The sequence below is a fragment of the Lentzea sp. NPDC058450 genome (assembly GCF_042721395.1).
Lineage (GTDB): Bacteria > Actinomycetota > Actinomycetes > Mycobacteriales > Pseudonocardiaceae > Lentzea.
In genome coordinates, this window is sequence record NZ_JBHXLO010000003.1 from 155,546 (window position 1) to 174,923 (window position 19,378).

The following is a 19,378-nucleotide window of genomic DNA, read 5'->3' on the forward strand; positions in this document are numbered from 1 at the left end:
AGGAGCCTCCGTTTCGCAAGTGACGTACCCCATAGGAGTGATGAACGTGCGTGCCGACGCGGTCCGGAACCGAGGGCTGCTGATCGAAGTTGCCAAGGACGCGTTCACGCACCGGAAGGACGTGACGCTCGGCGCCATCGCCAAGGAGGCGGGCGTCGGGATCGGCACGCTCTACCGCCACTTCCCCACCCGCGAGGCGCTGATCGAGGCCGTCTACCGCACGGAGCTGGAGAAGCTCTGCGACGCGGCGCCCGAGCTCCTGAACACCCACGAACCGGAGGCCGCGCTCCGGGAGTGGATGGACCGCTTCATCGCCTACGCCGCGACGAAACACGACCTCAAGGACGCGCTGCAGGCCGTGATCGCACTGGGCCTCAACCCGTTCGAGCACAGCCGCGCGAAGATGACCGAGGCCGTCGAGATCCTGCTCGCGCCGCTGGGAGCGCGCACCGAGCCGATGGACCTGATGGCACTGCTGATCGGCGTCGCCCAGAACGGCGACCCGGCTCAGGCGAACCGGATGCTGGACCTGATCATGAACGGGGTTCTCCACGACGCTCAGCCCGCTGAGCTTCGAAGCGCTCCACCAGCACCGGCGCCTCGTTGAGCAGGAACTCGTAGAAGTCCCGCATGTACGCGAGCCGGTCGCGCGCGCGACCGGCCCCCACCGCGTCGACCCCCTCGTCCACGGCGCGGAGCACCTCGTCGACCACCGAGTGCTGACGCGTGTACAGCGTCGTCCAGGCGTTGTCGCGCATGCGGAAGTGCTCCCGCCGGCTGCCCGCGACGTGCACGCGCTCGATCAGCCCCATCTGCGCGACCATCCGCACCGCACCGGACACCGACCCCGCGCTCACCCCGAGCTCGGCCGCCAGGTCGGCCGCGGTCAGCGTCTCCTGCTCGGAGAACAGGAACGCCGCCAACGCGCGCGCCCCCATCCGCTGCATCCCGACGCCGACCAGCGTGAGCGCCAGACGCTCGGCGGCCTCCCTGCGCTCTGTCTCGCCCGTCACAGCCACCCTGTCTTCAGAAATTTCTGAACGTTCGCTAGCCTCAATCCTAGGGGAAGGGGCTGGTCATGGCCACAGGACTCAGCGGCAGAGCGTTGATCGTCGGAGCCGGGATCGCCGGCCTCGCCACCGCACTCCGGTTCGCGCGCAGCAAGTGGGACGTCACGGTCCTCGACCACGGCACCCACCAGCCGGTCCCGATCACCGGCCCCGACCGCCACGCCGCGCGCCGGCTCGCCGCACTCCCCCACGGCCTGCGCTACGAGACCCGCACCAGCAGGGTCACCGGCCTGCACCCCGACCGGTTCGGCGTCACCGTCACCTTCCACGACCACGAGGACGAGTGGTTCGACGTCGTCGTGTGCGCCCACCCCTGCTGCGAGGCGGAACGATTACCCGGCCTCTGCCTGGAGAACTGGTCCCGCGACCACATCGCCCTGCTGTACCGCGCCGTCCGCGACACCGGCCTCCCGCTGAGCGCCGCCGAGCTCCTCGCCGACGCGTTCGACATCCACACCGACGACCGCACGGCTTTTGCTTGGTGGGAGACCACTCTGAAGCCACACGCGATTAGGCGGGCCTTTACCCACGCCCGGTAAGCCTGCTTCTCATGACCACGTTACGGAGACGCACGTTCATCGTGGGCGGCCTCGCGGGCGCGAGCGCCGGGGTCCTCGTTCCCAGTCTCGCCAACGCGATCGGCTACCCGTTCACCCTGGGTGTCGCGTCCGGCGAACCGGCCGCGGACGGGTTCGTGATCTGGACCCGGCTCGCCCCCAACCCCCTCAACGCCGACGGCCTCGGCGGCATGGCGAACACCAACACCGCCGTCGAGTGGCAGGTCGCCACCGACGAACGCTTCACCGCGATCGCCCGCACCGGCACGTTCACCGCCACCCAGGCGAGCGCCCACTCCGTGCACGTCACCCTCACCGGCCTCGAGCCGGGACGGGAGTACTGGTACCGCTTCCGCACCGGCGGCCACATCTCCCCCGCCGGCCGCGCCCTCACCGCACCGGCCGTCGGCACCCAGCCCGAACTGACCATGCTCTTCGCCTCGTGCTCGCACTACGAGGAGGGCTACTTCACGGCCTACCGCCGGATGGCGGAGGAGCAGCCCGACCTGATCCTGCACCTCGGCGACTACATCTACGAGGGCGCCGCCACCACCACGAAGGTCCGCAAGTTCGCCCCCGCCACCGAGATCAGCACGCTCGCGAACTACCGCGTCCGGCACGCCCAGTACAAGACCGACCCCGACCTGCAGGCCGCGCACGCCACCGCGCCGTGGCTGGTCGTCTGGGACGACCACGAGGTCGAGAACAACTACGCGAACCTCGTCCGCAACGACAGCTCCCCCGCCGGTGACTTCAAGGCCCGCCGCGCCGCCGCCTACAAGGCCTACTACGAGCACATGCCGCTGCGCAGCGCCCAGGCCCCGACCAACGAGAACATGCTGCTGCACCGCAGGGTCCGCTGGGGCAGCCTCGCCACGTTCCACATGCTCGACACCCGCCAGTACCGCGACGACCAGGCGTGCGGCGACGGCACCAAGGTCTGCCCGGAGGCCGACGCCTCGGCCCGCACGCTCACCGGCAACTCCCAGGAGACGTGGCTGACCGACGGCCTGCGCCAAAAGCTCGGCACCTGGGACTTCCTGGGCCAGCAGGTGTTCTTCGCGCAACGCCTCGCCGCCGCCGACGGCTCCAAGAGCATGGACTCGTGGGACGGCTACACCGCCAACCGCGCGCGCATCCAGAACGCCTGGGACACCAACGGCAACAAGGGCACGGTCGTGCTCACCGGCGACGTGCACCGCAGCTGGGCCGCCAACCTCATGCAGAACTACGGCACCCAGAACCGGATCATCGGCACCGAGCTCGTCACGACGTCGATCACGTCCGGCGGTGACGGCAACGCCGCCGACAACAGCCTCAACCCGACGCTGAACCCGCACGTCAAGTACTTCAAGAACCTGCGCGGCTACGTCAGGACCCGCACCACCTCGACGCAGATGAACGTCGACTTCCGCGCCGTCGACAAGGTCACCGTGCGCGACTACCCGGTCAAGACCGTCGGCAGCTACGTCGTCGAGGCCGCCAACCCCGGATTGCAGGCACCGTGAAGACACTCCTGATCGCGAGCCTCCTGCTGGCACCCGCTCCCATGACGTGGTCCACGGTCAACAGCGACTCGACCGGCGACCAGGACAACGCGTCCGTCTCGACCTCCCGCAACGGCTACACCGCCGTCGTGTGGGAGGACGACCGCGACACCACGGCGCCCGAGGACCCGGTCCACTCCGACGTCTGGATCCGCCTCTACAAGGAGGGCGCCTCGGTCTACGAGAAGAAGCTCTCCACCGGCGGCACCGGCACCTGGCGGCACTGGCAGCCGGACGTGTCGGTGCGCGAGGACGGCAGCGCCGTCGTCGTGTGGTCGGAGGACCCGGACGGCAACGGCTACTACAACATCGCCGTGCGTTCCGTCAGCGCCTCGGGCACCGTGTCCGGCTCCGGCACGGCCAACGCGAGCGCGGACGGCCAGCAGTACTTTCCCAGCGTGGCAGCGGATCCGGACGGCCCCGGCTTCGCCGTCACGTGGGAGGACAAGCAGGGCACCGCCGCGCCCACCGTGCGGGTGAGCATGTTCGCGTCGATCAGCTCCAAGTCCTACGAGGCGCTGGTCAACAACGCGGGCGGCACGCACGCCAAGCCCCGCGTGGCGATGGGCGCGGCCGGCAACGCCGTGATCGTCTGGGAGGCGGACGCGAACGTCGCCCGCAAGATCGTCACTCCCGCCGGTGGCGTGAAGCAGGCGCAGACCACGACGGGGCAGGGAAAGCGCCCCGCCGTGGCGGCCAACTTCAACGGCGACTTCGCCGTCGCCTGGGAGCAGTCGGGCGTCCGCGTCCAGTCGTTCACGGCCGCAGGCGTCTCCCGGGGTGCCGTGGCTCAGACGACCGGCGCGGACCCGCAGGTGGGCATCGACGACCAGCTCGGCGTCGCCGTGACGACCGCCGAGGCTCTGGACGTCCACACCAGCGTCTACAACCCCGACGGTTCCACGACCGGCCGTCCCGAACGGCAGCTGACGGTCTCGAACGCCACCGGCAGGCAGGACGAACCCGCCGTGGGCGTCGACCCGTGGGGCCGCGTCACCGTCGTCTACACCGACGACAACGACGGCAACGGGTTCGACCAGATCTACCTGGGCACCGGCCTGAGCACCCAGCAGTGGTGACTCAGCGCTGATCGAGCGGCCTGCGCCGCTGATGGACATCCGTCAGCGGCGCGGGCTTCCAGAACCCGTTGGGGTCGTAGGTGTCCACGCCCGGCGGCACGATCTCGTCGATCCGGTCCAGCACGTCGTCGGTCAGCACCAGCCCGGCGCCTTCCAGCAACGACTCGAGCTGCTCCATCGTGCGCGGCCCGGTGATCGCCGACGTGACACCGGGGTGCGTCGTCGCGAACGCGATCGCGAGCGCCGGCAACGACACGCCCATCTCGTCGGCGAGCTTCGCGAACTGCTCCACCGCCTCGAACTTCGCCGCGTTGCGCTGCATCGACTCGTCGAACCGCTCGGGGTTCAGCGACGCCCGGAACGCCTCCGGCGACGCTCCCTTGCGGTGCTTGCCCGTCAGGAACCCGCCGCCCAGCGGACTCCACACCAGCACCCCCATGCCGAGCCGTCGCGCCACCGGCAGCACGGCGCGTTCGATCCCCCGCGCCAGCATCGAGTACGGCGGCTGCTCGGTGCGGAACCGCATCAGCCCGCGGTTCACCGCCACGTGGTGCGCCTCGACGAGCTCGTCGGCACCGAACGTCGAGCAGCCGAACGCCCGGATCTTGCCTTCCCGCACCAGATCCGTGAGCGCGGACAACGTCTCCTCGACGTCGGTCGTGTAGTCCGGCCGGTGCACCTGGTAGACGTCGATCCAGTCGGTGCCGAGGCGCTTGAGGCTGGCCTCGACCGCGCGGACGATGTAGCGACGCGAGTTGCCGCTGCGGTTGCGGCCCTCCCCCAGCGGGAAGTGGAACTTCGTGGCCAGCACGACGTCGTCGCGCCGGTCCTTCAGGGCCTTGCCGACGATCACCTCGGAGTCGCCCGCCGAGTACATGTCGGCGGTGTCGACGAAGTTGATGCCGGCGTCGAGGGCGCGGTGGATGATCCGCACGCCGTCCTCGTGGTCGGCGTTGGCGACGGAGCCGAACATCATGGCGCCGAGGCAGTGGTGGCTGACCTCGATGCCGGTTCCCCCAAGAACGCGATAGCGCATGTTCATGCGGCGAACCTATGAAGTAGAGCCGACTCTAGGTCAAGCGTGATGCCGGAAGGCGCGGGTCGTGGTCACGGCAACCGCCCCGGTCGTCGCCTGCCTGTCGAGGCCGTGCCGGCTCATCCCCGTGGTCGGCAGCTTCACCGGCGTGGCGTTCGGCGTCGGCGAGACAAGGTGGTGGGCGTGCGCGTTGGCAGCCGTCTGTCTCGCAGAAGTCGCCGACCGGGTGTGTCCGGGTGAGCTGGACCTATGCTCGGACGCATGGGGCTGAGCATCGGACAGGTGGCCGAACGCACCGGACTGAGCGTGCACGCGCTGCGCTTCTACGAGAAGGAAGGCATCCTCGCGCACCAGGTCCACAGAGGACCGGGAGGGCGGCGGGTCTACACGCAGCAGGACGTCGACTGGCTGCGCATGTGCATCATGCTGCGGATGTCCGGGATGCCCGTGCCGGAGATCCGCCGCTACACCGAGCTGGTGCGCCAGGGCGACGGCAACGAGCTGCAGCGCCTCGACATCCTCAAGGAGCACCAGGAGCGCGTTCAGCAGCAGATGGTGCAGCTGCAGGAGTGCCTCGACCTCATCACCTACAAGGTGGGCAAGTACGAGGACTACGTCAATTCGATCGCCACCAGGGCCGTCGGCCAATAATCTCGGGGCCATGCCCGTAGTGCTCTCGCTGAACGTCGCCCCGAAGACGGTCCCGGTCGACTACGCCCGCGCGGGTGTCACCGGCATCGGCAAACGTCCCGTGGACGGTCCGCTGCTGGTCAGCCCCGTCGGACCCAAGGGTGAGGCGGGCAGCGGGGTCGCGGGCGACGCGATCGGCGACTGGACCGTGCACGGCGGGGAGTACCAGGCGGTCTACGGCTACGCGCGCGAGGACCTCGACTGGTGGCAGTCCGAGCTCGGCACGGGCTTCGAGGCCGGGCAGTTCGGCGAGAACCTCACCACGCAGGGCATCGACCAGACGACCGCGCTGGTCGGCGAGCGCTGGCGGATCGGCACGGCGTTGCTGGAGGTCACCGGGCCGCGCATCCCGTGCCGGACGTTCGCCGAGTTCCTGGGGCAACGCGGCTGGGTCAAGCGGTTCACCCAGCAGGTGCGGCCGGGCGCGTACTTCCGGGTGCTCGAGGAGGGCCTGATCGGGCCGGGCGACGAGATCACCGTCGTGCACCGGCCCGACCACGACGTCACGGTCGCGCTGTTCTTCCGCGCCGTGACCACGGAGGCCGCGCTGCTGCCCCGGTTGCTCGACGCCGGCGACTCGGTGCCGCCGGAGGTCGTCGAGCTGGTGCACAAGCGTTCCGTGGTCGAACTCGACACCTAGACCAGCGGGAAGTTCCGCACCCAGCGCTTCTGCCACGGCGTCTCCACCGCGCGCTTGTGGTAGTTCGCGCGCGTCCACGCCACCGCGTCGGCCGCCGGCACGCCCGCCAGCACGGCCAGGCACGAGATCACCGTGCCGGTCCTGCCGATGCCGCCGCTGCACGCCACCTCGACCCGTTCGCCGGACAACGCGCGGGCGTGCAGCGCGCGGATCTGCGCGATCGCGGCCTCGTGGTCACGCGGAAGGCGGAAATCCGGCCAGTCGATCCAGTCGTGCGGCCACGGCACGTCCACGGGCTTCGGCTGGAGGTACACCCCGTACTGGGGATGCGGCTCCACGATCCTGCCGTCGCGCAGGCCACGCCCCGTGATCACGGCGCCGTCCGGTAGCTCGATCGTCTTCATGAAACGGTCCCCCACACAGTCGTTCCGAATGCTGTCCGGTGAACTCGGGGGCCTCGGAACGGATTGCTCCGTTCGTACTAGTCTCGCCGAGTTCGCCGAAGAGTCGAAGGTGGTGGCGGTGCGACGAGGCGCCAGGAACGATCAACGGTTCACCGGGCTCACGATCCTCGCGGCCACGACCGGACTCGTCCTGTTTCTACCGCCTCTGCTGACCGCCGCCAACAGCGGGGGCACCATCGCGGGCGTACCGCTGGTCGCCGCGTACCTCTTCGGCGCGTGGCTCGTGGTGATCGCGCTCGTCGCCGTGCTCGTCCGGCGGTCGGGCTGACGTGCTGCAGACCTGGTTCCTCGTCACGGTCTCCGTCGCCTACCTGGCCGTGCTGTTCGCGATCGCGTTCTACGGCGACCGCAGGGCCGACGCCGGGCGCAGCATCGTCGGCCGCGGCACGATCTACGCGCTCTCCCTGGCGGTGTACGCGACGTCGTGGACCTACTACGGCAGCGTCGGCCGGGCGGCGTCCACGGGCGTGAGCTACCTGTCGATCTACCTCGGGCCGACGATCATGCTCGCGCTCGGCTGGCTGGTGCTGCGCCGGATCATCCACATCAGCCACCGGCACCGCATCACGAGCCTCGCCGACTTCGTGTCCGCCCGCTACGGCAGGAGCGCGCGCCTCGGCGGACTGGTCGCGGCCATCGCCGTGGTGGGCGTCGTGCCGTACATCGCCTTGCAGCTCAAGGCTGTCTCCACGACGTTCGAGATCATCCGCCGCGCGCCCGCCATCACGCCGTCGTCCTCGCTCGGCCAGGTGCCGGTGCTGGAGGACACGGCGCTGTACGTGGCGTTGCTGCTGGCGGGCTTCACGATCCTGTTCGGCACCAGGCATCTCGACGCCACCGAGCGCCACGAGGGCATGGTCACCGCGATCGCGTTCGAGTCCGTGGTGAAGCTCGTGGCGTTCGTCGCGGCGGGCATCGCCGTGACGTGGGGCCTGTACGACGGGTTCGGCGACCTGTTCGGCCAGGCGTGGACGGCGGGCCACACGGAGTTGTTCACGCTCGGCGACTCGACCGGCACGTGGGTGTGGCTGAACGTGTTGTCGCTCTTCGCGATCGTGCTGCTGCCGCGGCAGTGGCAGGTCGGCGTCGTGGAGAACGTCGACGAGCGGCACGTCAAGCAGGCGATGTGGATGACACCGCTGTACATGCTGCTGATCAGCGTGTTCGTGCTGCCGATCGCGGCGGCGGGCCTGCTGCGCTTCGGGGACGGCGCCGAGGCGGACACGTTCGTCCTCACCGTCCCGATGGCCGCGGGCATGGACGCGCTGGCGTTGCTGGTGTTCGTCGGCGGGCTGAGCGCGGCGACGGGCATGATCATCGTGGAGACCGTGGCGCTGTCGACGATGGTGTCGAACTCGATCGTCGTGCCGATGCTGCTGCGCCGCGGCTACCCGGGCCGCCTGGCACGCCTGATCCTGGTGACGCGGCGGCTGTCGATCGTCTTCGTGATGCTGCTCGGCTACGCGTACTTCCGGCTGGCGGGCGAGAGCGCGGCGCTGGTGTCGATGGGCCTGGTGTCGTTCGCGGCCGTCGCGCAGTTCGCGCCCGCGATCCTCGGCGGCCTGTTCTGGAAGGGCGGCACGCGCGACGGTGTCGTGGTGGGCCTGGTCGCCGGGTTCGGCGTGTGGACGTACACGTTGCTGCTGCCCAACTTCGCGGCCACGGGGTGGGTGCCGACGGCGTTCCTCGAGCACGGGCCGTTCGGGATCTCCGCGCTGCGCCCGGAACACCTGCTCGGCGTGAACGGCATGGACAACATCAGCCACGGCATGTTCTGGAGCATGCTCGTGAACGCGGGCTGCTACGTGGTGGTGTCGTTGCTCGGCCGTCCGCAGGCGCGCGAACAGGCGCAGGCCGTGCTGTTCGTCGACGCTCTCGACGACCCGTCGCGCCCCCGGTTGTGGCGCAGCCGGGTACCGGTGTGCGCGCTGCACGACGTGCTGGCCCGGTCGCTCGGACGGCGCGCCGCCGCGAAGGCCCTTGGCCCCGTCGACCCCACGTCCACAAAGGACGCTGACCCGGAGCTGGTGCACCACGTGGAGACCGTGCTGACCGGCGCCGTCGGTGCGGCGTCCGCGCGGATCATGCTCACCTCGGTCGCCGGCGAGGAACAGCTCGGCGTCGAGGAGGTCATGGAGATGCTCGACGAGGCCTCGCAGGTCGCGGCTCTGGAGGAACGCCACCGCCTGGCGCGCGAGCTGCACGACTCGGTGTCGCAGGCGCTGTTCTCGATGACCCTGCACACCCGAGCCGTCGAGCTCGCGCTGCAGAAGCAGGGCGGCGACCCCGACGGCCCCGTCGCACGCGGCATCACGTCGTTGCGCGGCCTCACCCAGGACGCGCTGGCCGAGATGCGCGCCTCGCTCTTCCAGCTCCGCCCCGACGGCCTGCGCGAGGACGGCCTGGCCGAGGCGATCCGCAAGCAGTCCGCCGCGATCGCCTCCCGCGAGGGCGTCGTCATCGCCGTCGAAGCCCCCGGCTACCGGCTCGGCCTGGACGACCGCGCGGAGTCGGAGCTGTTCCGCGTCGTGCAGGAGGCCGTGCACAACGCCGTGAAGCACGCCAGCCCGCGCCGCATCGCGATCACGCTGCGGGAGGAGGGCGACGGCGTGGTCATCGAGGTGGCCGACGACGGTGTCGGCTTCGACCCGGCCGCCGCGCGGGCGCACGGCATGGGCCTCGTGAGCATGCGGGAGCGGATGAAGCGGATCGGCGGCGGCCTCGTCATCGACAGCGGCCCGGCCGGATCGACGGTCCGCGCGGTGCTGCCCCCGGCGACGGCGGGAGCACGCCGTTGAGCCGTCACGACGGCCCGGCGTGTCGAACCCGCGACGACAGCAGCACGGCGTTGATCTCGGCGACTGAAGGAGTGAGGCGTTGATCCCCTTTGCCCCCTTGGCCCCGGTGGACTCCTCGGTCCCCATCAGGGTGTTCCTCGTCGACGACCACGCGGTGGTGCGGCGCGGCATGCGGGCGTTCTTCGAGATGCTGGACGACATCGAGGTCGTCGGCGAGGCGGGCGACGGCGAGGCGGCCCTGGCCGTGCTCGCCGGCCTGGACGACCTGCCGGACGTGGTGCTGATGGACCTCCTGATGCCCCGCCTGGACGGCATCGGCGCCACGAGGGCCATCAAACAGCTCTACCCGCGGGTGGAGGTGGTCGCGCTGACGTCGTTCTCGGAGGCGGACCGCGTGCACGTGGCGCTGGAGGCGGGCGCGGCCGGCTATCTGCTCAAGGACGCCGAGGCGGACCAGGTGGGTGCGGCGGTGCGGGCGGCGACGCGCGGGCAGGTGCACCTCGACCCGGCGGTGGCCAGGACCCTCACCCGGTCGCTGGCGGGACCGGCGCGCACGGCCGCCGCGCTCACGCCGCGGGAACGGGAGATTCTCGTGCACGTCGCACGGGGCCGGTCGAACCGGGACATCGCCGAGGTGCTGGTGATCTCGGAGCGGACGGCGCGCACGCACGTGTCGAACGTGCTCGGCAAGCTGGGCCTGGAGTCGCGGACGCAGGCGGCGCTGTGGGCGGTGCGGGAGGGCTTGGTCGGCGACGCCGGGCAGGCGTAGTTCGCTCGGGCGGTGGGTCCCGGGAACACGGGACTCTTGGCGGGTTCGCCGGGGTCGCGGGGTCTGTCAGCATGGCCGCCATGTACTCCGACCGGGCGCTGGTCATCGGGGCCGGCTTCGCGGGACTGCTGGCCGCGCGGGTGCTGGCCGAGTCGTACGGCGACGTCGTGGTGGTCGAGCGCGAGGTGATCGGGCCCGGGTTCCGGGAGGGCGTGCCTCAGGCGTGCCTGTTGTCCGAACCGGTGCTGGGAGCGGTGGAGTCGCTCTTTCCCCGGCTCGGGGGCGAACTGGAGGAGGGCGGCGCGGTCCGGGCCGACCTCGGCAGCGACCTGCTCGTGCGGCTGCCCGGCGGGTGGGCGCCTCGGGAGTGGCTCGGGGTCGAGGTGCTGGCGGCCAGTCGAGGAGCCGTGGAGCGGGCCGTCCGGCGACGGCTGGGACGGTTGGCCAACGTGTCGATCGTGGACGGCGTGGCGGTCGACGGGCTCCTGCACGACCGGGGCGCGGTCACCGGGGTGCGGGGGTGGCGCGGAGATCGGCCGTTCACCGACTACGCGGATCTGGTGGTCGACGCGTCCGGGCGGGACGGGAAGCTCGTCTCGTGGCTCGCGGAGCTGGGGGTCCGGTGTCCGGCACCGGTGATCGTCAACGGGCGGGTCGCGACCGCGTCCCGGCTCTACGAGATCAACCGGGACCTGGGGCTGGACTGGAAGATCGCCTGCGAGGTCACCCGTGCGCCCGCGGCGAGACGCGGCGCCGTGGTGTCCTCCGTGGATGGTCGGCGGTGGCTCGTCACGCTGGTGGGAGCGGACGGCGAGATGCCGCCGGTGGACGAGGACGGGTTCCTCGAGTTCGCGGCGAGCCTGCGCTGCCAGGAGGTCGCGGAGATCGTCAAGACGGCCACGCCCGTGTCGGAGATCCGGGGCGCGGTGAACCTGCGGAGCCGCTCGAACCGCTTCCAGCAGGTGACGGACTGGCCGCGCGGACTGCTCGCGCTGGGCAACTCGGCGGTGTCGCTCAACCCCGTGCGCGGGCACGGGTTGACGCTCGCCGCGCTGAACTGCGCGGACCTGCGGGCGTTGGCACGCGAGCACGACCTCGCGCAGGAACCGCTGGTGTTCCAGCGCGCGGTCGCCAGGGCCGCCCGGATTCCCTGGCAGGCCACCACGTCGGCCGATCTCGGGTGGAGCGCGAAGAAGCTGCCGGTCAGGACTCGGGTGGCGCGGTGGTACGCCGAACGCGTCGTGCGGGCCGTGCCGGGGAGCAGGCGGGTGCACCGGGCGTCGGTGCGGGTCGCGCAGCTCGTCGACCACCCGGCGCGGTTGCTGCGGCCGGGCGTGCTGGTCAGGGCGTTGGCGCGGGGACGGCCGGACCAGGCGTAGCCGGGCGGGCGCGCTTCGGTCGGCGGAAGCGTGCCGGGCGGACGGAAGCGGCTTGGCCGGGAGGAAGCGCGTCACGGCCAAACGGAAGCGCGTCGGCCGGGCAGGCGCGGCTCGGCCAGGCGGAAGCATCCCGGACAGGCGCGGCTCGGCCAGGCGGAAGCGCGTCGGCCAAACGGAAGCGCGTCGGCCGGGGAGGCGCGCCGGGGCCGCGTGGACGCCGTGGTCGGTGCGGTCCTCGCCGGGATGAGGTCACGCGCAACGATGGCGCGTGCCGCACCCCGGCGGATCGGCTGGCCGGCGGACGGAGCGAACAGGTCCACCGGTGGCGAACCTCGGCCGGGTTACGAGCGGAGGCCCTCGACGACCGAGAGGTAGTGGACGTTCGTCATGACGCCCAGGATGTTGCCGAACGGGTCGACGACCGACGCCGTCACGAAGCCGTCGCCGCGCTCGCGTGGTTCGTCGTGGACCTCGGCGCCCAGGTCCAGGAGCCTCGCCAGCGTCGCGTCCAGGTCGTCCACGGCCCAGTAGAGGATCTGGCCCGACGGGCCGTCGGTCGGCGTCACCTGGAAACGGCGCTGCACGATGCCCAGTTCCGCCTGGAAGTCGCCCAGCCGGAACTCGACGTAGCCGAGCACGCCGTCCGGGGCGTTCCGCGAGAAGTAGGCGTCGACGCCGAGGAACGACGCGTACCAGTCGCGTGCCTCGTTCACGTCGTCGGCGAAGTAGGACACGGTCGACATGCCTCGCAACATCGGTTGCCTCCAGGAAAAGGTCGGGCGGTGTGTTTTGAGCTTCGGCCGTAAAGTGCTCATCTTGTGAGCACTTTTGGCGGGAACCTGGGGACATGCGCGCAGACCGTCTAGTCGCCGCCCTGTTGCTGATGCAGGCCCGAGGTCGGGTGACCGCCGCGGAACTCGCCGCGGAGCTGGAGGTGTCCAACGCGACCGCCCGGCGTGACCTCGAAGCGCTGTCCGCGGCGGGGGTACCCGTGTACCCCCAACCGGGGAGACGGGGTGGCTGGCAGCTCGTGGGTGGCGCGCGCACGGACCTGAGCGGGCTGACCTCGGCCGAGGCCCAGGCGTTGTTCCTGATCGCGGGACCCGCGGCGACGGTCGCGCCGGAGATCAAGTCGGCGCTGCGCAAGCTGGTCAGGGCGCTGCCGCAGACGTTCCGGGCGGAGGCGGAGGCCGCCGCCGACTCGACGCTCGTCGACACGGCCGCGTGGGGTGCGGACACCCAGGACCGGCCGGCCCTGGTCAAGGGGCTGCAGCTGGCCGTCGTCAAGCAGGTGCGGGTGCGGCTGACCTACCAGAAGCGGGGCGAGGCGCCGAAGGGGCGCGAGGTCGACCCGTGGGGGCTCGTCGACAAGGACGGCACCTGGTACTTCATCGCCGGCACCGCGGACGGGCAGCGGACGTTCCGGCTCGATCGGATCCTGGGTATGACCCTCACTGGCACCCCATCCACCAGACCAGCGGACTTCACGCTGGCCGGCGCGTGGGACGAGGTCGTCACGGCCGTCGAGGGGAAGCGGTCGGAGACGGCGACGACCGTGCTCGTGCCGACGCGGTACGTCCGGATCTTCCAGCACATGCACGGCCGCCACTGCACGGTCGTCGAGGACCTCGGCGAGCGGACGAAGATCGAGCTCACCGCGCCGACGGCGCTCGACCTCGCCCGCAACGTCGCCGGGTGGGGCGGGCTGATCGAGGTCGAGTCACCGGACGTCCGGGAGCACCTGGCGCGCATCGGCGCCGAGCTCGTCAGGCAATACCCGCCTGCTGCTCCAGCCGCGCCAGCCGAGTCATGATCATCTCCAGCACCTTGGCCGCGTCCTGGCCCGCCTGCTGCTGCTTCTGCACGTGGATGATGCCCGCGAGCGCGGTCTGGACGGCCCGGCGCGTGCCCTTGAGGTCGGCGCCCTGGTCGCGCAGTTCCTGGCCGCCCGCGCCGTCCGGTTCGGCGAGGAGGCCGAGCAGCAGGTGCTCGCAGCCCAGGTAGTTGTGGCCGAGCGCGATCGACTCCGTGACCGCGAGCTCCAGTGCGGCGGCCGCGTCGTCGCCGATGCCGGTTTTCCGGCCCAGGTCCACGGGAATGAAAGTGGCGAGACCGTTCGGGTCGATGTCGATCGCGCGGAGGACGTCGAGGGCCAGGTTCCCGCCCTCCCGCACGATGCCGGCGAGGAGGTGCGTGGTGCCGATCTTGACTCCTTGGGCGACCTCACCGGCTATCTGGAGTGCTTTCCAGGCCCGGTCGGTGACCTGCGGGAAGTTCTCGCGTCTGAGGTCGGTGACGGTGAGCCCCCTGATCGCGGCGATCCGCTTCACGGAACCTTCGAGCGCGCGCTGGCAGATCGCCGAGACGGGGATGTTCATGTCCTTCACGGATTCCGCCAACTCGTCAGGGAGGTACACGTTGATTTTTGGCATAACCCCATATGTACCCCCACATAGGGTTACAGTCAACGGCGAACGCGGCAACCGTCACACTTGTGAGTGATCAGAGGGGACGGGTAAACCACCGTGGAGGAGAGCAGCAGGCTCATCGGGAGCCGCTACCAGTTGAAGCAGAAGGTCGGCCAAGGGGCGATGGGAGTCGTCTGGCAGGCCTACGACGAGCAGCTCCACCGCGTCGTCGCCGCCAAGGAACTGCTCGCGCTGGACGGTCTCGACGACGCCAGAGTGGATCGCGCGAAGGCCAGAGCCATGCGCGAGGCCCGCCTCGCCGCCCGCCTGGAGCACCCGAACGCCATCCGCGTCTACGACGTCGTGGAGGAGGACGGCAGGCCCTGGCTGATCATGGAGTACCTCCCCTCCCGCAGCCTCGCCGCCGTGATCACCGAGCAGGGCACGCTGCCGCCGCGCGAGGTCGCCCGCATCGGGTGCTACACCGCCGCCGCGCTGGCCGCCGCGCACCGCCACGGCATCCAGCACCGCGACGTGAAGCCCGGCAACGTGCTGATCGGCGACCAGGAAGTCAAGATCACCGACTTCGGCATCTCCCGCGCCACCGGGGACGACGCCACGGCCACCGCGACCGGCACCGTCGGCACCCCGGCCTTCTTCTCCCCCGAGGTCGCCCGCGGCGAGGACGCCGGTCTCCCGTCCGACGTGTTCTCGCTCGGCGCCACGCTCTACAACGCCGTCGAGGGCGGCCCGCCCTTCGGCACCGCCGACAACCACCTCGCGATGCTGCACCGCGTCGCCGGCGGTTCGATCATGCCGCCCGCGAACGCCGGTCCCCTGCTGTCGCCGGTGCTGTTCCGGCTGCTCGCGACGGATCCCGCGCGGCGGCCGAGCATGCAGGAGGCGGTGCACCTGCTGGCGGCCGTCGTGAACGAGACGCCGCAGGTGTCGGAGGCCACGGCGGTCATTCCGGCGACGGTGAAGCTGCCCGTCGAGGCTCAGCCGGAGGCGAAGGCCGCGCAGGAGTCGGCGGCCGCGGCGGCCGGGCTGGTCGCGGGGGCCGCGGCGGCGGAGGCGGCCGGGTTGGTGAGCAGGCCTGGGTCAGGTGCGGCCGCCGCCGGTGAAGCCGGCGCGGCAGCAGCGGCGGCGGGTGGAGCCGCCGCAGGTGAGACCGCGGCGACGGCCAGCGAGGACGCGGCGGCCGGGGCGGCGGGAAAGGTCGCGGCGGACGAGGTAGCAGCGGAGCAACTCGCCGCCGAGCGCGTTGCCGCAGACGAGGCCGCGGCCGCGGCCGCGGCCGCAAGCGTTGCCGCGGAGAAGGCAGCGGCGGAAAAGGCAGCGGTTGAGAGGGCAGCGGCTCAGAAGGCGGCAGCCGAGCGGGCAGCGGCCCAGAAGGCCGAGACCGACCGGGCCGCGGCAGAGAAGGCCGCCGCCGAACGAGCGGCCGCCGAGTCCGCGCGGATCGCCGCGGCGGCGACGGCGGTGGCCGCTCCCGCAGCAGTAACCCCGGCCAGCACCCCACCCGTACCCCCATCGCAGCAGGACGAGGAGCGGCGCAAGTTCCCGCTCGTCCCCATCCTGATCGTGCTGCTGGTGATCGCGGTCGGCGTCGGCTCGTTCCTGTTGTGGCCCAAGGGCGGCACCAACAACAACGCCCAGCCGCCCGCGAGCGACAACCAGACCGGCGGCACCACGACGGGCCAGACCACGGGCCAGACGACCGAGCAGTCGCAGCCCCAGCAGCCCGGCAGCAGCCAGGAGCAGCCGCCGGCGAACTCCGCGACGCAGCCGCCCGCCAACACCCCGAGCCAGCCGCAGGCCCCCGCCGGTCCGAAGAACGCGCAGGAGGCGATCACCGCCTACTACGCGCTCATCCCCGGCAACCTGCAGGAGGGCTACTCGCTGCTCACGGAGCAGTTCAAGGCGACCAAGGCGGGGTCGTACGAGAACTACCAGTCGTGGTGGGGCAAGTACTCCGGCGTCCAGGTCTCGAACCCCGTGCCGCAGGGCGAGAACGGCATCACCGTGACGCTCACCTACATGAAGGGCGGAGCCGTCGACACGACCGAGACGTCGACGTTCACGTTCGTGCAGCAGAACGGCAAGTGGCTGATCAACAGTCAGGCATGATCGTGGCATGACCCGACGCGCACTCGTCACCGGAGCATCCCGCGGCATCGGCGCCGCGATCGCCCACGCACTCGCGGACAGCGGCCACCGGGTCGCCGTCCACTACCGGTCCGGGGCCGCGGAGGCGAAAGCCGTCAGCGAGAGCCTGAACGGCGACGGCCACGTCACCGTTCAGGGCGACCTCGGCGCGAACCAGGCCGAGCAGGTCGTGAACGAGACCGTCGAGAAACTCGGCGGTCTCGACGTCCTCGTCAACAACGCGGGCCTGTACTTCCTCCACCCCATCTCCACGACGAGCTTCGAGGAGTGGCAGGACGCCTGGCGCCGCACGATCGAGCTCAACCTGTACGGCCCCGCCGACCTCGCCTGGCACGCCGTCCGGCACATGGCCCCCGGAGCCAGGATCATCAACGTCGGCTCGCGGGGTGCGTACCGGGGTGAGCCGGATGCCCCCGCGTACGGGGCGGCGAAGGCCGGGCTGCACGCGATGACGCAGTCGCTCGCGCAGTCGTTGGCGCCCCAAGGCATTGCGGTCGCGGGGGTGGCGCCGGGGTTCGTCAACACCGAGATGGTCACCGAACTCATGGCGGGACCGGCGGGGGACGCCATCCGCGCGCAGAGCCCGTTCGGGCGCGTGGCCGAGCCGGAGGAGGTCGCGTCGGCGGTGGCGTGGCTGGCATCGGAGAAGGCGACCTGGGCCAGTGGCACGATCATGGATGTGAACGGGGCCTCTCACCTGCGATAAGAGGACGATCGCCGACCGGAACGAGTTCCGGTCCCCAGTTGATCTTCCAGCAACCGGTCTAGACCACTAACGTCGCGGTGGGCGCTCGACGAAGTGGAAGGCCTCCCCCTGCAATGCGTTCATTCCGCTCACGCCTCGGTGCCGCCGGCCTAGCGCTGGCCGCCGCCGCGGCGACAGTGACAGTCATGGCGCCTGCCGCGCAGGCCGCCTACCCGGCCGGATTCAAGAGCGTCGGCTACATGCCGTCGTGGTCCGGCGATGTGAACACGCTTCCGTACAACAAGCTGACGCACATCAACTACTCGTTCGTGCTGCCGAACGGCAACGGCACGCTCCAGGGCGTGCCGGACCCCGGGAAGCTGCAGACGCTCGTGAGCCGCGGTCACGCCGCCGGTGTGAAGGTCTCGATCGCGATCGGCGGCTGGAACAACGGCAACGACTCGGCGTTCGAGCAACTGGCCGGCAACGCCGGTTCGCGGACGACGTTCGTCAACAGCCTGGTCAACCTCGTCAACCAGTACAACCTGGACGGCGTCGACATGGACTGGGAGTACCCGGATCCGGGCCAGTCGGCGAACAACTACACGGCGATGATGCGCCAGCTCGGCACCGAGCTGCACAACCGCGGCAAGCTCCTCACCGCCGCGGTCGTCAGCGAGGGCGGCACGGCCAACGGCGTCCAGCCCGAGGTCTTCGGCATCGTCGACTGGCTGAACATCATGGCCTACGACGGTGGCAGCCCGCACGCGAACTACGACTGGTCGATCAACTCGGTGAACTTCTGGAAGGGCCGCGGGCTTCCCGCGAGCAAGGCCGTTCTGGGCGTTCCGTTCTACAGCCGGCCGACCTACATCTCCTACCGCGACATCGTCGCGGCGGACCCGGCCAACGCCAACCGCGACACGTACAACGGCAACTCCTACAACGGCTTGCCGACGATCCGTCGCAAGACGCAGTGGGCGCTGTCGAACGCGGGCGGCATCATGAACTGGGAGCTCTCCCAGGACACGACCGGCAGCACCAGCCTGCTCAACGCCATCTGGGAGACCGCCGGCAACGGCAACCCCCAGCCTCCGACCGGCGGCACCATCACCGGCTTCGGTGGCAAGTGCGTCGACGTGGCCGCGGCGAACTCCGCCAACGGCACCGCGGTTCAGCTCTACACGTGCAACGGCACCAACGCGCAGCAGTGGACCCGCAACGGCAACACGTTGCGCTCCCTGGGCAAGTGCCTCGACGCGTCCGGCACCGCCAACGGCGCCGTGACCCAGTTGTGGGACTGCACGGGTTCCGGCAACCAGAACTGGACGCTGGAGTCCAACGGCCAGCTGCGCAACGCGGCGTCAGGAAGATGTCTCGACGCCACCGGCAACAGCTCCGCCGACGGCACCCGGCTCCAGGTCTGGGACTGCTTCGGCAGTGCCAACCAGCGCTGGGCGATCAACGCCTGATCGCAGGAACTTCAGCCCGATGACGCAGGCGATGATCCCGGTGAGGAACACGATCTTCCACGCGGAGACCGTCTCCTCGCCGGTGATCATCGCCCACGTCACGGTCAGCGCGGCGCCGATGCCGACCCACACGGCGTACGCGGTCCCGATCGGAATGCGCTTCATGCCGTAGGACAGCCCGACCATGCTCAGCGTCACGGCGACGACGAACAGCACGTAGGCCTCTTTGGACAGTGCCGTCGCCCAGACCGCTTCGAGCACGGCGCTTCCCAGCAACACGGCCCAGTACATCTAGCTCACCACCTTCAGGCCGACGACGCAGCCGACCAGCGCCGTCAACACCAGCGCGCGCTTGACGTCGAGCTCCTCCTCGCGGCGCAGCACCGCGACGAGCACCGTGAGCACGGCTCCCACGCCGACCCACACCGCGTACGCCGTGCCGACGGGAATCCCCCGCATCGCCCACGCGAGGCCGACGACGCTGGCCGTCATCGACACGGCGAACACCACCACCGGCCACGGCCGGCGGAAACCCTTCGACGCGGCCAAAGCCGTCGCCCACACGGCCTCCAGCACCCCGGAAGCCACCAACACCACCCAGTACATTGGTACGAC

At 70.6% G+C, this 19,378-nt stretch carries 21 protein-coding genes; 14 read left to right on the top strand and 7 right to left on the bottom strand.

Annotation, left to right across the window (positions count from 1 at the left end; all coding sequences use genetic code 11):
- The first annotated feature begins 40 nt into the window (after positions 1-40).
- Positions 41-607 (top strand): TetR/AcrR family transcriptional regulator, encoded by a 567-nt coding sequence (locus tag ACFWNN_RS07040; RefSeq protein ID WP_382438955.1) that lies wholly within the window; start codon positions 41-43, stop codon positions 605-607.
- Here the strand turns inward: ACFWNN_RS07040 and ACFWNN_RS07045 are convergent.
- On the bottom strand, positions 534-1,013 hold the full coding sequence (locus ACFWNN_RS07045; RefSeq protein ID WP_382438956.1) for a GbsR/MarR family transcriptional regulator: 480 nt from the start codon (positions 1,011-1,013) through the stop codon (positions 534-536). The genes ACFWNN_RS07040 and ACFWNN_RS07045 overlap by 74 nt on opposite strands.
- A gap of 65 nt (positions 1,014-1,078) precedes the next feature.
- On the opposite strand from ACFWNN_RS07045, the gene ACFWNN_RS07050 reads away from it, so the two are divergent.
- The 3 genes from ACFWNN_RS07050 to ACFWNN_RS07060 are packed head-to-tail and all read left to right on the top strand — an operon-like array spanning position 1,079 to position 4,253.
- Entirely contained in the window at positions 1,079-1,609 is a 531-nt protein-coding gene (locus ACFWNN_RS07050; protein ID WP_382438957.1) for an FAD-dependent oxidoreductase, read from the top strand.
- 11 nt (positions 1,610-1,620) lie between these two features.
- Entirely contained in the window at positions 1,621-3,135 is a 1,515-nt protein-coding gene (locus tag ACFWNN_RS07055) for an alkaline phosphatase D family protein (RefSeq protein ID WP_382438958.1), read from the top strand.
- Complete coding sequence (locus tag ACFWNN_RS07060) at positions 3,132-4,253, top strand: hypothetical protein (protein ID WP_382438959.1); 1,122 nt, start codon at positions 3,132-3,134, stop codon at positions 4,251-4,253. Before ACFWNN_RS07055 ends, ACFWNN_RS07060 begins: the two co-directional genes overlap by 4 nt.
- A 1-nt stretch (position 4,254) precedes the next feature.
- On the opposite strand, the gene ACFWNN_RS07065 is transcribed toward ACFWNN_RS07060, so the two are convergent.
- Positions 4,255-5,295: an aldo/keto reductase gene (locus tag ACFWNN_RS07065; RefSeq protein WP_382438960.1), complete on the bottom strand. Its 1,041-nt coding sequence runs from the start codon at positions 5,293-5,295 to the stop codon at positions 4,255-4,257.
- A 255-nt stretch (positions 5,296-5,550) separates the two neighbouring features.
- Between ACFWNN_RS07065 and ACFWNN_RS07070 the strand changes: the two genes are divergently transcribed.
- Both ACFWNN_RS07070 and ACFWNN_RS07075 read left to right on the top strand, forming a co-directional pair.
- The gene (locus ACFWNN_RS07070) at positions 5,551-5,940 is read left to right on the top strand and encodes a MerR family transcriptional regulator (protein ID WP_382438961.1); all 390 of its coding nucleotides are present in this window, start codon (positions 5,551-5,553) and stop codon (positions 5,938-5,940) included.
- 10 nt (positions 5,941-5,950) lie between these two features.
- A complete protein-coding gene (locus ACFWNN_RS07075; protein WP_382438962.1) occupies positions 5,951-6,619 on the top strand; it encodes an MOSC domain-containing protein in 669 nt (222 codons plus the stop codon).
- On the opposite strand, the gene ACFWNN_RS07080 is transcribed toward ACFWNN_RS07075, so the two are convergent.
- Complete coding sequence (locus ACFWNN_RS07080; RefSeq protein WP_382438963.1) at positions 6,616-7,023, bottom strand: protein-tyrosine phosphatase family protein; 408 nt, start codon at positions 7,021-7,023, stop codon at positions 6,616-6,618. The genes ACFWNN_RS07075 and ACFWNN_RS07080 overlap by 4 nt on opposite strands.
- Before the next feature lie 118 nt (positions 7,024-7,141).
- Here ACFWNN_RS07080 and ACFWNN_RS07085 point away from each other — a divergent pair, with 118 nt between their 5' ends.
- The 4 genes from ACFWNN_RS07085 (at position 7,142) to ACFWNN_RS07100 (ending at position 12,029) form a co-directional block, all read left to right on the top strand.
- Positions 7,142-7,351 (top strand): hypothetical protein, encoded by a 210-nt coding sequence (locus ACFWNN_RS07085; protein ID WP_382438964.1) that lies wholly within the window; start codon positions 7,142-7,144, stop codon positions 7,349-7,351.
- A gap of 1 nt (position 7,352) precedes the next feature.
- Positions 7,353-9,881 (top strand): histidine kinase, encoded by a 2,529-nt coding sequence (locus ACFWNN_RS07090; RefSeq protein ID WP_382438965.1) that lies wholly within the window; start codon positions 7,353-7,355, stop codon positions 9,879-9,881.
- Between the two features lie 106 nt (positions 9,882-9,987).
- Positions 9,988-10,650 (top strand): response regulator, encoded by a 663-nt coding sequence (locus ACFWNN_RS07095; RefSeq protein ID WP_382438966.1) that lies wholly within the window; start codon positions 9,988-9,990, stop codon positions 10,648-10,650.
- A gap of 80 nt (positions 10,651-10,730) precedes the next feature.
- Complete coding sequence (locus ACFWNN_RS07100; protein WP_382438967.1) at positions 10,731-12,029, top strand: NAD(P)/FAD-dependent oxidoreductase; 1,299 nt, start codon at positions 10,731-10,733, stop codon at positions 12,027-12,029.
- A gap of 341 nt (positions 12,030-12,370) precedes the next feature.
- Here ACFWNN_RS07100 and ACFWNN_RS07105 read toward each other — a convergent pair whose 3' ends face one another.
- Entirely contained in the window at positions 12,371-12,772 is a 402-nt protein-coding gene (locus ACFWNN_RS07105) for a VOC family protein (protein ID WP_382438968.1), read from the bottom strand.
- A 104-nt stretch (positions 12,773-12,876) separates the two neighbouring features.
- Here ACFWNN_RS07105 and ACFWNN_RS07110 point away from each other — a divergent pair, with 104 nt between their 5' ends.
- The gene (locus ACFWNN_RS07110; protein ID WP_382438969.1) at positions 12,877-13,842 is read left to right on the top strand and encodes a helix-turn-helix transcriptional regulator; all 966 of its coding nucleotides are present in this window, start codon (positions 12,877-12,879) and stop codon (positions 13,840-13,842) included.
- Here the strand turns inward: ACFWNN_RS07110 and ACFWNN_RS07115 are convergent.
- Positions 13,796-14,407, bottom strand: coding sequence for a Clp protease N-terminal domain-containing protein (locus ACFWNN_RS07115; protein ID WP_382438970.1), 612 nt, complete (start codon positions 14,405-14,407; stop codon positions 13,796-13,798). The two genes, ACFWNN_RS07110 and ACFWNN_RS07115, sit on opposite strands and share 47 nt — an antisense overlap.
- A gap of 147 nt (positions 14,408-14,554) precedes the next feature.
- On the opposite strand from ACFWNN_RS07115, the gene ACFWNN_RS07120 reads away from it, so the two are divergent.
- From ACFWNN_RS07120 to ACFWNN_RS07130, 3 genes are all read left to right on the top strand, one after another.
- On the top strand, positions 14,555-16,567 hold the full coding sequence (locus ACFWNN_RS07120; RefSeq protein ID WP_382438971.1) for a protein kinase: 2,013 nt from the start codon (positions 14,555-14,557) through the stop codon (positions 16,565-16,567).
- A 7-nt stretch (positions 16,568-16,574) separates the two neighbouring features.
- Positions 16,575-17,312: an SDR family NAD(P)-dependent oxidoreductase gene (locus tag ACFWNN_RS07125; protein WP_382438972.1), complete on the top strand. Its 738-nt coding sequence runs from the start codon at positions 16,575-16,577 to the stop codon at positions 17,310-17,312.
- Positions 17,313-17,497: 185 nt separating this feature from the next.
- Positions 17,498-18,763, top strand: coding sequence for a glycosyl hydrolase family 18 protein (locus tag ACFWNN_RS07130; RefSeq protein ID WP_382438973.1), 1,266 nt, complete (start codon positions 17,498-17,500; stop codon positions 18,761-18,763).
- Here the strand turns inward: ACFWNN_RS07130 and ACFWNN_RS07135 are convergent.
- A complete protein-coding gene (locus ACFWNN_RS07135) occupies positions 18,656-19,054 on the bottom strand; it encodes a DMT family transporter (protein WP_382438974.1) in 399 nt (132 codons plus the stop codon). The genes ACFWNN_RS07130 and ACFWNN_RS07135 overlap by 108 nt on opposite strands.
- Positions 19,055-19,369, bottom strand: coding sequence for a DMT family transporter (locus ACFWNN_RS07140; RefSeq protein WP_382438975.1), 315 nt, complete (start codon positions 19,367-19,369; stop codon positions 19,055-19,057).
- Between the last annotated feature and the right edge of the window lie 9 nt (positions 19,370-19,378).